This is a genomic window from Rhizobium sp. WYJ-E13 (assembly GCF_018987265.1).
Classification (GTDB): Bacteria; Pseudomonadota; Alphaproteobacteria; order Rhizobiales; family Rhizobiaceae; genus Rhizobium.
This window is the reverse complement of the sequence record NZ_CP076853.1, coordinates 3,250,820-3,266,967: the sequence shown is the minus strand read 5'-3', so window position 1 is coordinate 3,266,967 and position 16,148 is coordinate 3,250,820. Positions and strand designations below refer to the sequence as shown.

The 16,148-nt window shown below is 60.3% G+C and carries 12 protein-coding genes; 11 read left to right on the top strand and 1 reads right to left on the bottom strand.

Annotation, left to right across the window (positions count from 1 at the left end; genetic code table 11):
- Nucleotides 1–8 precede the first annotated feature (8 nt).
- Nucleotides 9–1,091, top strand: a complete 1,083-nt coding sequence (locus KQ933_RS16355) for a tetratricopeptide repeat protein (RefSeq protein ID WP_216755857.1) — start codon at nucleotides 9–11, stop codon at nucleotides 1,089–1,091.
- Nucleotides 1,092–1,211: 120 nt separating this feature from the next.
- On the opposite strand, the gene KQ933_RS16350 is transcribed toward KQ933_RS16355, so the two are convergent.
- Nucleotides 1,212–2,957: a chemotaxis protein gene (locus KQ933_RS16350; protein ID WP_216755856.1), complete on the bottom strand. Its 1,746-nt coding sequence runs from the start codon at nucleotides 2,955–2,957 to the stop codon at nucleotides 1,212–1,214.
- 341 nt (nucleotides 2,958–3,298) lie between these two features.
- Between KQ933_RS16350 and KQ933_RS16345 the strand changes: the two genes are divergently transcribed.
- From KQ933_RS16345 to KQ933_RS16300, 10 genes are all read left to right on the top strand, one after another.
- Nucleotides 3,299–3,628: an STAS domain-containing protein gene (locus KQ933_RS16345; protein WP_216755855.1), complete on the top strand. Its 330-nt coding sequence runs from the start codon at nucleotides 3,299–3,301 to the stop codon at nucleotides 3,626–3,628.
- Nucleotides 3,625–3,993, top strand: coding sequence for a response regulator (locus KQ933_RS16340; RefSeq protein ID WP_183735222.1), 369 nt, complete (start codon nucleotides 3,625–3,627; stop codon nucleotides 3,991–3,993). Before KQ933_RS16345 ends, KQ933_RS16340 begins: the two co-directional genes overlap by 4 nt.
- Nucleotides 3,990–6,041 (top strand): chemotaxis protein CheA, encoded by a 2,052-nt coding sequence (locus tag KQ933_RS16335; protein WP_216755854.1) that lies wholly within the window; start codon nucleotides 3,990–3,992, stop codon nucleotides 6,039–6,041. Before KQ933_RS16340 ends, KQ933_RS16335 begins: the two co-directional genes overlap by 4 nt.
- Nucleotides 6,038–6,547: a chemotaxis protein CheW gene (locus KQ933_RS16330; RefSeq protein WP_216755853.1), complete on the top strand. Its 510-nt coding sequence runs from the start codon at nucleotides 6,038–6,040 to the stop codon at nucleotides 6,545–6,547. Before KQ933_RS16335 ends, KQ933_RS16330 begins: the two co-directional genes overlap by 4 nt.
- A 30-nt stretch (nucleotides 6,548–6,577) precedes the next feature.
- Nucleotides 6,578–8,293, top strand: coding sequence for a methyl-accepting chemotaxis protein (locus KQ933_RS16325; protein WP_216755852.1), 1,716 nt, complete (start codon nucleotides 6,578–6,580; stop codon nucleotides 8,291–8,293).
- 224 nt (nucleotides 8,294–8,517) lie between these two features.
- Entirely contained in the window at nucleotides 8,518–10,455 is a 1,938-nt protein-coding gene (locus KQ933_RS16320; RefSeq protein WP_216755851.1) for a methyl-accepting chemotaxis protein, read from the top strand.
- Nucleotides 10,456–10,644: 189 nt separating this feature from the next.
- Nucleotides 10,645–12,708, top strand: coding sequence for a methyl-accepting chemotaxis protein (locus tag KQ933_RS16315; protein ID WP_216755850.1), 2,064 nt, complete (start codon nucleotides 10,645–10,647; stop codon nucleotides 12,706–12,708).
- 170 nt (nucleotides 12,709–12,878) lie between these two features.
- Complete coding sequence (locus KQ933_RS16310) at nucleotides 12,879–14,699, top strand: methyl-accepting chemotaxis protein (protein ID WP_216755849.1); 1,821 nt, start codon at nucleotides 12,879–12,881, stop codon at nucleotides 14,697–14,699.
- A gap of 76 nt (nucleotides 14,700–14,775) precedes the next feature.
- Nucleotides 14,776–15,252 (top strand): chemotaxis protein CheW, encoded by a 477-nt coding sequence (locus KQ933_RS16305; RefSeq protein WP_216755848.1) that lies wholly within the window; start codon nucleotides 14,776–14,778, stop codon nucleotides 15,250–15,252.
- Nucleotides 15,253–15,285: 33 nt separating this feature from the next.
- On the top strand, nucleotides 15,286–16,140 hold the full coding sequence (locus tag KQ933_RS16300) for a protein-glutamate O-methyltransferase CheR (RefSeq protein WP_216755847.1): 855 nt from the start codon (nucleotides 15,286–15,288) through the stop codon (nucleotides 16,138–16,140).
- Nucleotides 16,141–16,148 lie beyond the last annotated feature (8 nt).

Genomic DNA, 16,148 nt, shown 5'->3' with positions numbered 1-16,148 from the left:
TCGCCCTCATGCCGATCCCTGCCCGCCTTTCGAGATGCGTTCTCCTTTGCATAACCGCCCTGCTGGCGGTCAGGCCGGAGTTTGCGCTGGCCCAGGCGAGTGAAGCGATTACCGAACCCTCGGCGAGGCCCAGCCAGACATTCCGTACCGACCGGCCGCAGCCGCCCGCTGGCGCCATTCCATCCGATGGCGTCGGGGTTTTCGATCGTATGGGTGCAAAGCTGCCCGACCTGCCGCCTGAAAAGGAATACAAGGGGCAGATCGACGAGGCGTTCGGCGCCTATCAGCGTGGCTATTACCTGACTGCCATGGACAAGGCGTTGCCGCGGGCGCAGCTCGGCGATCCGGCTGCCCAGACCTTGATTGCGGAAATCCTGTCGCAGGGGCTTGGCGTCAAGCGAGACATGAAGAACGCAGCCTTCTGGTACGGCAAGGCAGCAGAGGGTGGCGATCCGGCAGCCATGTTCAAATATGCCCTGCTCCTCATGGAGGGCAACAACGTCACGCGCGACAAGGCGAAGGCCGATGAATTCATGCGCAAAGCGGCCGATGCGGGCAATTCGTCTGCCGAATTCAACTGGGCGCAGACGCTCGTTGCCGACAATCGCGGCGACAAGGGGCTGAAGCTTGCCTTGCCTTATTATGAGAAGTCTGCGGAACAGGGCGTCGCCGATGCGCAATATGCAGTTGCGCAGATCTACCAGAAGGTTGCCGATCTGCCTGAAGACAAGAAGCTTCTGGCCCGCGACTGGCTGGCGCGCGCGGCGCGCGCGGGGTTCGATACGGCGCAGCTCGACATGGGTATCTGGCTGGTCAACGGTATCGGCGGGCCGAAGGATTACGTGCGTGGCTTCGAGTGGCTGAAGTTTGCCGCCAACCGCGGCAATGTCGTTGCACAGAACAAGCTCGCACATCTCTACATCAATGCGCTCGGTACCCCGCCCGATCCAATCGAGGCCGCGAAATGGTACGTGCTGTCGCGGCGGGCGGGGCTGACCGACCCGGTGCTCGAGGATTTCTATCTCGGCATCGAGGACGACCAGCAGAAGGCGGCGATCGAGGCGGCAAACAAGTTCCGCCGGACCAATTAGAGCGCCGTGCGTCCATTCGGACGCACTAAGAACGCTCTATAGCTCATTGAATCTACGCATCAGGCTTTCCGAAAATCGATTCCGATTTTTGGGCCGATGCTGTAACGCGTGGGCCTTGCTTCAAAAAAGCGCGTCCTCGAACAGATCCTCGTCGCTCTGGGCTTTTGCCGGCTCAGCAGATGCGGGTGCCGCCATTTCCTCGGTGGCGGGAACGATGTCGCGATGGACATTGCGCTCCTGCACCATCGTGTAGAGCTTGAAGATCTTGCGGTCGAGCGGAGCAATCGCCTCGGCGATGTCGGAGATATCGGCGATCCGATCGCCGGCCACGGTTTCCAGAACATCGGCACAGCGAGCGAGCACATCGCCGAGATCATGCTGGAAATCGAGCTTGCCGATCAGCAGGTTGATCTTGGTCGCGACCTCGCGGCCATGTTCGGCAAGCACCTTGAGCTCGTCTTCCATCAGGTCGGCTGCGGAGCGGATCGTGCCGACCGCCGAGGTGAGGCTTTCGGCAAGGCCGCCGTTCTTGGCGCTGCCTGCAGGAGCAACGCGTCCGGCCGAGGCTTCGAGTGCCGGCAGGCCGTTGACGATGGCATCGGCTGAATCGTCGAGCTTGCCGGCAAAGATTCGCAGCTCGGCGGTAACGACGTTGATCGACTTGCCCTCTTCTCCGAGACGGCTGCAGCGCAGGTTGGTATTCAGCGCCATGTAGTGAATATCGGTCTTGACCGCGCGGATCGCCTCGATGGAGTGCAGAAGCGTCGCGGCGGTGCCGAGGGTCGACTGACTGACCTGATCGGCCTGTCGGCCCGCGGCATCGACCTGTTTGACGATCTCGTGGGCGGCCGAGACGCTGGATTCCAGCGCGCGCATGAAATTGCCGCCATTGCCGTCGCTCTGACCACTCATCTGGTCGCGCAACCTCAGAATTTCCTGCGTATCCTGGCTGAAACTCGCGATAGTCTGCACGACATTGCGGGAATCCCGCTGGAAATCCGTGCACATGTCCGCTATCTGGGCGGCCGTCAGGTGATGAATGACGTTCTGCAGGCGCTTGCGTGCGTCGGCATCGAGCCTGGCGCCGTCCTCGCTTACGAAAAAATCCTCCAGCAACGAGAAGGTGCTCTGCACATGCTCGATGCGCTGGCGGGTGATATCGCCGATCTGCAGCGCCGAAAGCGTGGATGCGACCTTGGCCTGCACGCCACGGGCAACGGCACCGACGTCGCGGGCGATCGCGCCGAGATTCTGGCGATGATCGGCGATCTTCTTCGCGTCGTTCTTGAGTGCCCTGGCAACGGCAGGAACGGTGTCGGCATAGTTCTTGGAGAGACTGTTGCCGAAGGAGAGGGCGAGCTTGACCTCCTTCTGCAGGCTGTCGAGATGGGTAGCGAAACGGTTGACTTCGTCGGTCCCTGAATAGATGCGTTCGAGGATCTCCTGAGCGAAGCCCGCGAATTCGGCAAGGCCCGCGCCTGTTATCTTCACCGTGACCGCAAAGGTGCGCAGATAACGCATCGTCTCCTGCATATCAGCGACATGCCGATGCAGTTCCGAGCCGGTCTGGGCAAGTGCCGCCAGGGCCTGCTGGCGGTTTTCTTCGGCGCCCGGAAGCTCGATCAGGTTCTGGACGGTTGCATTGAGATCGGCGCTGGTATCACTCGCCTCATTGTTGTCGAGCGCCTTGGTGATCTGGTCCAGCGACGTCAACAGACGATTGAGGACATCCATGACGGACAGCAGGACAGTGCCACCTTCGAGGAAGCGCTCCTCGACCTGGGTGCGGGCCGATTCCAGAGTCTGACTGATATCCAAACCTGATGCGTAAAACGCAGTCTGTGCCGATGCCGTCGCGTTTGTCATTTTTGTACCTTTACTTATAAACACAGGCAATTTGACTCTATTTGTACGGGCAGGATGGAAACGGCAGGTAAACGCCACAGACTCGTAGACGTTGTGATTAACAACCTATGAAAGTATTCGGCAAGAATTGACAGGCCTTGCGTTGTCGCTGTTTATCTTTTTGTTTTTTATGGTATTTTATAATGTGAGAAGGCTTCAGTATAAATTATCTTGGATGATAATTCAGGGAGTCCGGACTCGCGCTAATTGCACTTTCCTACAACCGCCGTTTACGCGCTGTTAAGCCTGTCATGAGAGTCCTTTTAGGGTCGTTAAGTATTTCTCCGACCATGGAGGCCGCATTGGATACTCAGGCACAATATTGCGAATCTATATCCCTTCCAGAAGTTCTGAGCATTCGTAATGCTTCAGAAGTATATTCGAAGATTGTTGATCGATTCCGTGACAATAACAATATTACTCTAAGTCTCCCTGAGAATGCGGAGGCGGATCTGAGTTTCCTTCAGCTCATCGAAGCGGCCCGCCGTCAGGCAAAGGCCGCAGGTAAGACTTTTACCCTTTCGACTCCGGCCAGCGGTTCGCTTCTCAAGGTTCTCGAGCGGGCCGGATTTACCGAGGCCTTCGATGAAGAAGACAAGAAGTTCTGGTTGCATAAAGAGGTGACATTATGAGCGCAAACATCCTGACCGTCGACGATTCCGCCAGCATCCGGCTGACCACCAAGGTCACGCTCACCAATGCAGGTTACGCAGTCACCGAAGCCGTCAATGGCGCCGAGGGCCTGGCAATCGCCAAGAGCGGCAATTTCGACCTGATCGTCACCGATCTCAACATGCCCGTCATGGACGGGCTGACGATGATCGAGGAGCTGCGCAAGCTGCCCGCCCAGGCCGGCGTGCCGATCATCTTCCTGACGACGGAGTCCGATGCCGACCTCAAGGCGCGCGCCAAGGCCGCCGGTGCGACCGGCTGGCTCACCAAGCCGTTCGATCCGGAAAATCTCGTTAAGATCGTGAAGAAGGTCCTTGGCAGATGAGCTCGCTTGATCCAGTCGCAGTATTCCGTACCGAAGCAGCCGAATGCCTCGAGGCGATCGAGGCCGGCCTTCTCGACCTTAACCACGACCTCGAAAACAAGGATCTCGTCGACGCCGTGTTCCGTGGCCTTCACACGTTGAAGGGCTCGGGGGCGATGTTCGGCTTCGAGGCGCTTGCCGCTTTCACCCATCATTGCGAAACGGCCTTCGACCGTGTCCGCAAGGGTGAGGTTCCGGCGACCGCCGAACTCGTCGCGGCCGTCCTTGCCGCGCAGGATCACATGCGGGCTCTCGTCGAGCAACCCGATGCCGATCATGGCGATACCGGCCACAAGCTGCTCGCCCAGCTTCAGGCCGCCGTCGGCGGCAAGGCCGAGGCCAAGGAGGCTGCCGCGCCTGCCGCTGCAGCGCCCGCTGTCACTGCAGCCTCTCCTGCCAAGAAGACGACGACCTGGCGCATCCGTTTCAGCCTGCCGGCAAATGCCATGGCCAACGGCACCAACCCGCTCAGCCTTCTGGACGAACTCCGCGATCTCGGCGAATGCACAGTCCGTGCAAATACATCAGGCATTCCGACACTCGATGATCTGGTCCCGACCGAACTCTATGTTTCGTGGGACGTTGTTCTGACCAGCGAGCAGGACCGTTCCGCCATCGACGACGTCTTCATCTTCGTCATGGACGATATGGAGCTCGATGTTCAGGAGATCGCCGGTCCGCAAGCCGCACCGGTTGATACAAAGAAGGATGTAATTGACGCCGCTCCCGTCGCCGCGGCAACACCCGCCGCCTCTCCGGAATTCCGCCCGGTCGAGGCCGTTCCGGTGAAGCGCGAAACACCCGCACCCGCCCAAGCCGCAGCCCAGGCAAAAGCGCAGGAAAATGTCCGCGTTCCGGCAGAACGTCTCGACGAACTGATGGACCGCGTCGGCGAACTCGTCATCGCCCAGTCGCGCCTCAGCCAGCTGGCAAGTTCCAGCTCGGATATCGCCCTGCGCTCGGTTTCGGAGGAAATCGAACGTCTCTCCGGCGAGCTTCGCGACACGATGATGGTGCTGCGCATGGTGCCGGTCGGAACGCTCTTCTCGCGCTTCCGCCGCCTCGTCCATGATCTCGCGCGTGAAACCGGCAAGGTGATCGAACTCGTCACCGAAGGCGAGACCACCGAAGTCGACAAGACCGTCATCGAGCGTCTCGCCGATCCGCTTGTCCACCTCGTCCGCAACTCGATCGACCACGGCCTCGAGCCGCCAGCCGAACGCCTTGGCGCCGGCAAGACGGAAGCAGGGACCGTGACGCTTGCCGCCCGCCAGTCCGGCGGCGAAGTCATCATTTCCATCAAGGATGACGGCCGCGGCATCAACCGCGAGCGGGTTCGCGCCAAGGCGGAATCTTCTGGCCTGATTGCACCCGGCCAGCCGCTTTCCGATCAGGAGCTGCTGCAGCTCATCTTCGCGCCGGGCTTCTCCACCGCCGCGCAGATCACCAATCTCTCCGGCCGCGGCGTCGGCATGGATGTCGTCAAGAAGACGGTCGAGGCGCTGCGTGGCGCCATCGAGATCGTCAGCCTTCCGGGGCAGGGATCGGAAGTCTCTCTTCGCATCCCGCTGACGCTCGCGATCATCGATGGCCTGCTGGTGCGTGTCGGTTCCGGCCGTTACGTCATCCCGCTCTCGGCGGTCGAAGAATGCCTCGAACTGTCGCTGGAAGAAGATCTCCGCTCGCGTGGGCGCAGCTTCATCTCGCTGCGCGACAGCCTGGTGCCGTTCCTCAGGCTGCGCGATCTCTTCCGCACCGGCACCAAGCCGGACGTGCATCAGAAGGTGGTCGTCATCTCGACGGGTACCGAACGTGTCGGTCTGGTGGTCGACCAGATCATCGGCGACCACCAGACGGTCATCAAGTCGATGTCGAAACTGCACAACAACGTGGCGACCTTCTCTGGCGCCACCATTCTTGGCGACGGCAGCGTCGCTCTCATTCTTGACGTCGGGCACCTCGTTGCCGCGGGTCAGCAACAGGAGGCGCAATTGCGCGTGGCAGGATGAGCACAGCAGCAACAGCCGAAAAATTCGACAAACACTGGAATTATGCCGAGGAAGTCGAAGTTCTGACTTTCGATCTCAATGGCGAGACCTTCGCTCTGGAAGCGGTCATCGTCCAGGAAATCCTGGATCTGCTTCCCGAAACCGCGGTGCCGGGTGCCCAGCCTTTCGTCGCCAGCGTCATCAACTTCCGCGGCAAGGTCATTCCGCTCGCCGATCTTCGTCTCGCTTTCGGGATGGAAGCTTCGGAAGCGACGATCGACAGCCGCATCATCGTCATCGAGGTTGACCTGCAGGGGGAGCAGACACTCGTGGGAATGCGCACCGACAAGGTGAACGAGGTGACGACGCTGACGAAGAGCGCCAGCGAACCGCCGCCAAGCGTGGGTATGCGCTGGCGCGCCGATTATATCAACTGCCTGGTCAAGAGGGGGGGCGAGTTCATCATCCTTCCGAATTTGCAGGCGATTTTCTCATCGAGGCATGAGACGGCGGGGGCCGTCAACTAGCCGGGGGCCAATCATTGAGGGGTTAAGACGATGCGATTGACGATCAAGACAAAGCTGGTGACAGCGTTCACTTTTATCATTCTCATGCTCATGGGTACTGCCGCCTACGGCATCTTCAGCCTCGGCTCGCTAAACGACACGATCGGTAACCTTCTTGCCGGTCCCGCTGCGCGCCTCGACCTGGCGCAACAGATCAATATCGCCCAGCTCGAAGCCATCCGCCAGCAGAAGAATCTCCTGACGGCGCGGAATGCCGACGACGCTTCCGGTGCGGTCGAGAAAGGCAACAAGGCTCGCAAGGACTTCGCCGATGCCTTCGCTGCCGTGACGAAGCTTGCGACCGAGCAAGGCAAGGCGCGTTGGGAACGAGTTGCCGAACTCTCCAAGGCATTCAATCAGGCCGACGACCAGATCCGAGAATTCATCAAGGGCGGCAATATGGACGGCGCCAACAATGTCTCGGTCACGACGGCTCGCCAGGCGGCCAACGATATCGACGCCACACTCGATGAAATTCTGACGCTCGAAAAACAGCGCATGAAGGAAGCGGATGATAGCGCCGATCAGCAGTATGCCACGACGCGCACGACGATGATTGCGGTTGCTGCCGTAGCGTTGCTGGTTGCTGGCCTCACTGCCTTCTGGATCGCGAATACCATCAGCAAGGGTCTTAGCCGCGCCAACACCGTTGTCCGCGAAGTTGCCGAAGGCGACCTGACGAAGATGGCCGAAATCACCACGCATGACGAAATCGGTGAACTGCTCGGCAACGTCAATATCATGATCGAACGCTTGCGTGGTGTCGTTGCGGATGCCCTGTCTGCTGCCGACAACGTTTCTTCGGGCAGCCAGGAACTCTCGGCCAGCTCCGAGCAGGTCTCGCAGGGTGCGACCGAACAGGCGGCTTCCGCTGAAGAGGCCTCCGCCTCGATGGAGCAGATGGCTGCGAACATCAAGCAGAATGCCGATAATGCCGCGCAGACCGAAAAGATCGCCCGCCAGTCCGCCAAGGACGCGGAAGCTTCCGGCGACGCCGTCAACCGCGCCGTCGATGCGATGCGCACGATCGCCGAAAAGATCGGCATCGTCCAGGAAATCGCCCGCCAGACCGACCTGCTCGCCCTGAATGCCGCTGTCGAGGCGGCTCGTGCCGGCGAACATGGCAAGGGCTTTGCGGTGGTCGCATCCGAAGTCCGCAAGTTGGCAGAACGCAGCCAGTCGGCGGCCGCAGAGATTTCCTCCATGTCGAGCGATACGGTCAAGGCCGCACGCGATGCTGGCGAAATGCTCGGCCGCCTGGTTCCTGACATCCGCAAGACTGCCGAACTGGTCTCGGAGATCAGTGCCGCCTGCCGTGAACAGGATATCGGCGCCTCGCAGATCAATGAAGCAATCCAGCAGCTCGACAAGGTAACCCAGCAGAATGCCGGCGCTTCCGAAGAAATGTCGGCAACCTCCGAAGAGCTTGCTGCTCAGGCCGAGGAACTGCAGGCTTCGATTGCCTTCTTCAAGGTCGATACGGCAGGCGCGACCCGTGCCGGTGTACGGAAGACCGCTGCAAAGACGACCGCCAAGGTGATCAAGGCTCCGGCCGCCGCTGCCCCACGCAAGCCAACTCCGGCGACGCAAAACCACAATCACGGCCACACCGTAGCTTCCCAACAGGCACGTGCCAAGGGTTTTGCCCTGGATATGTCGATGGGCGGCCCGGACGCCGGCGACGACGACTTCCGCGAAAGCGCCTGAGTGCTTCGCAGTGAACCGAAACTCTCCGAGGCCGTTTCGGCGGCCCCGGACGGAAATATCCCGCAACGTGTGTATGCGTTAGCGTCGTGATCACTAGATGTCCGACTGCTGGGAAGTGAATTACTCGCTGTCCCCCTTTTTTGGCTCTTCTTTGGTTTCTTCACTGGCGATCCGCTCTTGGGCCGCCTTGCGAGACAGTATTTTTCCGCTTCCAGGGGATAGAGATGCGTTTCACCATTAAAATGAAGCTAGGTATTGCTTTTGGTCTCGTAATATTATTGGCGCTGGGAATGGCAGGTCTTGCCATTACCAATCTATATTCACTCAATGCTGCCGTCACCGATATCGTTGCCGGTCCTGCCAAGAACCTTTTGAATTCAAGCGAGCTTTCTGATGCGGTCGCCGCATCGATCCGCGCCGAGAAGAATGCCATCATGAACACGGATCCCGCTGCCATTACCGGATATCGGGACACGGTCACGCAGGAACGAAAGTCCATCGACGATCGGCTGGCCGGGCTCGACAAGGAGACCAACCCCGCAATCATCGGCAAGCTCGCAGAATTCCGCTCGGTCTATCCGAATTGGACGCGAATGCAGGACCAGATCCTCGATCTGGCAACCCAGAACACAACTGAAAGCAATGCGCATGCCGCCCAGATCTCTATGGGCGATGGTGCAAAGGTCACGGACGATCTTCTGAAGATCCTGGGTGAACTCAACAATCACATCGTTGAGGATCTGCGTGCTACGGACGAAGCGACGAATGTCCAATACGACAATTCCAGCAGTGCCCTGATCGGCATGGCAGTGGTGCTGTTCGTCTTCTCGACGGCCATCGCGGTCTGGATCGCATTCGGCATCAACCGCGGTCTGAAGAAAGTTGCCTTCATTGCGGAGGCCGTGTCGAAGGGCGATCTCGAACAGAAGGTCGAGATCAAGACCAATGATGAGATCAAGGATCTGATCGACACGGTCAATGTCATGACCGCCAACCTGCGCAGCACTGCAGCGCTTGCCGACAAGATCGCCATGGGGGATCTCTCGGTCGACGCAAAACCGCTGTCGGACAAGGATGTTCTCGGCATCGCCATGCAGAGCATGGTGTCAAACCTACGCACAACGGCCAACGTGGCAGATCTCATCTCGAACGGCGACCTGACTGTTTCTCCTAAGCCGCTTTCGGAAAAGGATACGCTTGGTATCGCTCTGGAGCAGATGGTGGAGCGCCTGCGTGGTGTGGTCGCTGACGCAATCGCGGCTGCGGAAAACGTCTCGTCCGGCAGCCAGGAACTCTCGGCCAGCTCCGAGCAGGTTTCGCAGGGCGCGACCGAACAGGCGGCTTCGGCTGAAGAGGCCTCCGCTTCGATGGAAGAGATGGCCTCAAACATCAAGCAGAACGCCGACAACGCCGCCCAGACCGAAAAGATCGCCCGCCAGTCCGCCAAGGATGCGGAGAATTCCGGCGATGCCGTCAACCGCGCAGTGGCTGCGATGCGCACGATCGCCGAAAAGATCGGCATCGTCCAGGAAATCGCCCGCCAGACCGACCTGCTCGCCCTGAACGCCGCCGTCGAAGCCGCCCGTGCCGGCGAACACGGCAAGGGTTTTGCGGTCGTCGCCTCGGAAGTGCGCAAGCTTGCAGAACGCAGCCAGTCGGCAGCCGCCGAAATCTCGGCGATGTCGGGCGATACGGTGAAGGCAGCCCAGGAAGCCGGCGACATGCTGGGTCGGCTGGTTCCAGACATCCGCAAGACTGCCGAGCTGGTCTCCGAGATCAGTGCTGCCTGCCGCGAGCAGGATATCGGTGCTGCCCAGATCAACGAAGCGATCCAGCAGCTCGACAAGGTGACGCAGCAGAATGCCGGCGCTTCCGAAGAGATGTCGGCGACCTCCGAAGAGCTGGCAACCCAGGCTGAGGAACTGCAGGCCTCGATCGCCTTCTTCAAGGTGGATATGGCCGGCAACCGCCTCTCCCGCGCTCCGGCCGCCAAGGTCACGGTGCGCACGCCGCTTCCGACCGGAGGTCGCAAGCCGGTCAGCAAGAAGACCGCGGCCGCCAATACGGTCGCCGCCCAGCAGGCACGCGCCAAGGGCTTTGCCCTCGACCTCTCCATGGGCGGCCCCGACGACGGGGATGCAGAGTTCAAGGAAAGTGCCTGAGCGCTTTATCCCCTCAGGGCTGCGCATGCGGCCCTTGACACGAGCTTCCGGCGACCAGGAACGCCGGACGCAAGGCCGCAAGACCTTTGTGCGACCTGTCTACGCCTACCGGAATGTCTTGCTGCATGAGGCAGCAACAGGAACCATCGGTCCACGTTTATTACGTCGCTTTCAAATAGGGGTATTGCGATGCGTATCACGATCAAGCTCAAGCTCGCGGCCGCGTTCGGCTTCGTCATACTGTTGCTGGTAGGCAGCGCGGTTTATGGAATTATCAGTCTCAGCTCGCTGAATGCCGCCGTCGGCGAGCTGATCGCAGGTCCATCAAAAAGACTGGAATTGGCTCTGGAAGCAAAAGCTGCCGAGCTCGATGCCATCAGGTGGCAGAAGAACGCCCTTTTGGAAATGGATCCCGAGGCGGCCAATAGGAATTACGAGAATTCGGCGAAGAGCATGGATGAATTGCTGACATTCGCAACAGGCGGCCAACAGCTCGCAACTGCAGACGGCAAGCCAACATGGGACAGGCTGGTGGAGCTCAGCAAACGTTTCGTGGAAGGTTCCAATAAAGTCGCCTCCATGCAGGAAAGCGGCGACAGGGCAACGGCCACGGCTTATTCCGGTGGAGAAGTTCGGGCCATCGTCACGGAACTGGAAGACGTCTTTACAACACTTGTCGCGCTTCAGCAAAAGTCGATGACCCAAGCCGACGACGATACGGAAATCCTCTACGGCAATACCAGAAACCTGCTGATCGGCATTGCCATCGGCGCTTCCGTCATTGCTTTCGCTGCCGCGCTGTGGATCGCGCTTGGCATCAACAGCGGCCTGCGCAAGATCATGAACGTCGCCAGCGCCGTCGCCATCGGCGATCTGAACCAAAGGGTCGAGATCAGGAGCAATGACGAGATCAAGGACCTGGTGAACACGATCAACGTCATGACGGACAATCTGCGCAATACCGCTGGCATCGCAAACGAGATTTCGAACGGTGACCTCAGCGTTACACCGAAGCCACTCTCCGACAAGGATACGCTCGGCATTGCCATGCTCGGCATGGTGAATAACCTGCGCTCTACCGCCGATGTTGCCAACCAGATCGCAGAAGGCGACCTCTCGGTCGAGGTGAAGCCGCTTTCGGTCAAGGATACGCTCGGCATCGCCATGCAAAGCATGGTCACCAATCTTCGTGCCACCGCCGACATTGCCACGCAGATTGCCGCCGGAGACCTGACAGTTTCTCCGAAGGCGCTCTCGGCCAAGGACACACTCGGGACCGCGCTCGAACAGATGGTGGAGCGTTTGCGCGATGTCGTCGCGGACGCAATTGCGGCAGCGGAGAATGTTTCGGCCGGCAGCCAGGAGCTTTCGGCGAGCTCGGAGCAGGTATCGCAGGGTGCCACCGAGCAGGCTTCGGCGGCCGAGGAGGCCTCTTCCTCGATGGAGGAGATGGCCGCCAATATCAAACAGAACGCCGATAACGCCGCCCAGACGGAAAAGATCGCCCGCCAGTCGGCCAAGGATGCGGAGATGAGCGGAAACGCCGTTTCCCGTGCGGTCGAGGCCATGCGTACGATCGCCCAGAAGATCAGCATCGTTCAGGAAATCGCCCGCCAGACCGACCTGCTCGCACTCAACGCAGCAGTGGAGGCTGCCCGTGCCGGCGAGCATGGCAAGGGTTTTGCGGTCGTCGCTTCGGAAGTGCGCAAGCTTGCTGAGCGCAGCCAGTCGGCGGCAGCGGAAATCAGCGCCATGTCGAGCGATACCGTCACAGCTGCCCAGGAAGCCGGAGACATGCTCGGCCGCCTGGTGCCTGACATCAGAAAGACGGCGGAACTCGTGGCGGAGATCAGCTCCGCATGCCGCGAGCAGGATGTCGGCGCGTCGCAGATCAACGAGGCGATCCAGCAGCTCGACAAGGTCACCCAGCAGAATGCCGGCGCTTCCGAGCAGATGTCTGCGACGTCAGAAGAACTCGCCGCCCAGGCCGAGGAACTGCAGACATCGATTGCCTTCTTCAAGGTCGATACAGCGGGTGGCAAGGCAATGGCGACAAGTGGCCGCCAGGGCCGTACTCCGGCCGCCAAGGTAACCACGCGCAGTCCGGTTCCGGCCGCAGCGCGCAAACCGGCCGGCAAAGCGGCTCTCGCCAACGGCGTTGCTGCTCAGCAAGCCCGTGCCAAGGGGTTCGCCCTGGATATGTCAATGGGCGGGCCGGATACGGCGGACGAAGATTTCCGGGAAAGCGCATAGGCGCTTCCTGGCGGGTAGGCTTTGGGGCCGCGGCAACAGCGGCCCCGTTATGGCCGGCGCATGGACGCGCCGGGGCACACCGGCTCGGCCGGCAACGCATGAAGCGTTTGTACGGCGGCACAATGTGTCATTTCGCGGGATATCCGCTGTAGTCCTAAAGGGGTCTTGGAATGCGCTTCACGATCAAACTCAAACTGGGCCTGGTGTTCGGTTTCATCGTTCTCCTGACCTGCGCCATGGCCGGTCTTTCGATCTACAATCTTTCGTCGCTCAATGACGACATCTCGGTCATGGTTGCCGGTCCAGTCGCCAACCTGCGCGATTCCGGCGATCTCTCCGATGCCGTGATGCGCTCCATCCGGGCCGAAAAGGATGCGATCATCAATACCGATGCGACAAAGATCGCCGGCTATGTCGATGAGATCTCGCAACAGCGCGAGCAGATCAAGGCGCTCCAGGCTCGCCTTGCCACTTCGGAAGACCCTGACATCAGGAATGGCATGGCTCAGTTCGGCGATCTCTACGGCAAGTGGACGGCGCTGCAGGATCGCGTGGCCGACCTCGCCAAGCAGAACACCACCGAATCCAACACCCAGGCCGGCGTCATTTCGATGGGCGAAGGCCAGGTGGTGACGACCCAGCTTCTCGGCATTCTCACCAAGCTGAACGACACCGTGACCGGCAATGTCGCCGAAACCGACGCCGCCACCAACGACCAGTATGCGCAGTCGCGCAACCTGCTGGTTATGATGACGGTCGGTCTGATTATCGTATCCTCCGCTGCGGCCATCTGGATCCTGCTCAATATCTCCCGTGGCCTCAAGCGTGCGGTTCAACTTGCGGATGCCGTCAGCATCGGCGATCTCGAACAGGACATCGAGCACAAGAGCAATGACGAGATCCGCGATCTTGTCAATTCCATGACGAGGATGACCGGCAACCTGCGTAACACGGCACAGATCGCCAACCAGATCTCGAACGGCGACCTGACTGTTTCTCCTAAGCCACTTTCGGAAAAGGATACGCTTGGTATCGCTCTGGAGCAGATGGTGGAGCGCCTGCGTGGTGTGGTCGCTGACGCAATCGCGGCTGCGGAAAACGTCTCGTCCGGCAGCCAGGAACTCTCGGCCAGCTCCGAGCAGGTTTCGCAGGGCGCGACCGAACAGGCGGCTTCGGCTGAAGAGGCCTCCGCTTCGATGGAAGAGATGGCCTCAAACATCAAGCAGAACGCCGACAACGCCGCCCAGACCGAAAAGATCGCCCGCCAGTCCGCCAAGGATGCGGAGAATTCCGGCGATGCCGTCAACCGCGCGGTGGCTGCGATGCGCACGATCGCCGAAAAGATCGGCATCGTCCAGGAAATCGCCCGCCAGACCGACCTGCTCGCCCTGAACGCCGCCGTCGAAGCCGCGCGTGCCGGCGAACACGGCAAGGGTTTTGCGGTCGTCGCCTCGGAAGTGCGCAAGCTTGCAGAACGCAGCCAGTCGGCAGCCGCCGAAATCTCGGCGATGTCGGGCGATACGGTGAAGGCAGCCCAGGAAGCCGGCGACATGCTGGGTCGGCTGGTTCCAGACATCCGCAAGACTGCCGAGCTGGTCTCCGAGATCAGCGCCGCCTGCCGCGAGCAGGATATCGGTGCTGCCCAGATCAACGAAGCGATCCAGCAGCTCGACAAGGTGACGCAGCAGAATGCCGGCGCCTCCGAAGAGATGTCGGCGACTTCCGAAGAGTTGGCAACCCAGGCTGAGGAACTGCAGGCCTCGATCGCCTTCTTCAAGGTGGATATGGCCGGCAACCGCCTGTCCCGCGCTCCGGCCGCCAAGGTCACGGTGCGCACGCCGCTTCCGACCGGAGGTCGCAAGCCGGCCAGCAAGAAGACCGCGGCTGCCAATACGGTTGCTGCCCAGCAGGCACGCGCCAAGGGCTTTGCCCTCGACCTCTCCATGGGCGGCCCCGACGACGGGGATGCAGAGTTCAAGGAAAGTGCCTGAGCATCCGGGTCCTTTCAATATGTTAACAGGCGTCTCCGATAATGGGGGCGCCCGAATCCAAGGAAAGCGGTTGATCATGGCAACAACATCTCTGGAAGCCCAATTCGTGACCTTCAGCCTCGGCGAGGAGATCTTCGCCGTTCCGGTGGAGGTGGTGCGCGAAATCCTCGACTATGCGGAAGCCTTCAAGATTCCGAATGGCCCCGACTATCTGCTCGGCCTGCGCGACGTGCGTGGCCAGGGTGTTCCGACCATCGACCTGCGCCTGAAGCTCGGCATGTCGAAGACCGTGCCGACGCCGCATACGCGTGTGCTGGTCCTCGATGTTCCCATGGAAAGCCGCCTTCTGACGCTCGGCCTGGTCGCCGATCGCGTTTTCGAAGTGACGCCGTTCCGTCGCGATCAGATCGAGTCCGCACCCGATATCGGCGTACGCTGGCGGTCGGATTACATTGCTGGTGTCGTGCGCCGCGAGAACGGCTTCGTCGTTATCGTCGACCTTGCCCGGCTTCTGTCGCGCGAGGATGCTTCTGTCCTGCAATCGGCCGCCTAAGGCCCTCTACACCTACCCGGAGCGTCGCGTTTTATGAGTATGGCAGCGGTAGAAACCCAATTGCCGGGTGACAGGATCAGCAAGCGTAACTTCGACAAGCTGGCACGGTTCATCTATGACTATAGCGGCATCAAGATGCCGCCGACGAAGCTGACGATGCTGGAGGGCCGGCTGCGCCGGCGTCTGCGCGCCACGCGCCATGCGAGCTTCGATGACTATTGCGATTTCCTGTTCAACGACGGCGGTCTCGAGCAGGAGAGCGTCTACCTGATCGATGTCGTGACGACCAACAAGACCGACTTCTTCCGGGAAGCCAAGCATTTCGAATATATGCAGACGGTTGCCCTGCCAACGCTCGCCGACAGTGGTGTGCGAACCATTCGTACATGGAGTTCGGCGTGCTCGACTGGCGCGGAGCCCTACACCATGGCAATGGTGCTGGCCGAATTCGTCGAGGGCCGCAGCGATCTCTCCTACAGTGTGCTGGCAACCGACCTCTCGACCGACGTGCTGCAGACCGCGCGCCGGGGTATCTATGCGGAAGATCTGGTAGCGCCTGTGCCGCGCGACCTGCAGAAGAAATATGTCATGGTGGCCAAGCAGCAGGGCCGACGGGATGTTCGCATCTCACCGAAGCTGCGCAGCCGCGTCGGCTTCGCCCGCATGAACCTGATGGACGAGAAATATCCCGTCGGCGATGCGATGCACCTGATCTTTTGCCGCAACGTGCTGATCTACTTCGACAAGCAGACGCAGGCCGGTGTTCTCACTCGTCTCTGCGATTGTCTCGCGAAGGGCGGTTACATGTTTATCGGACACTCGGAATCGATTACCGGCTTCGACCTTCCCTTGAAGCAGGTTTCGAATACGGTGTTCCAGCGCATCTGAGAGGGTCC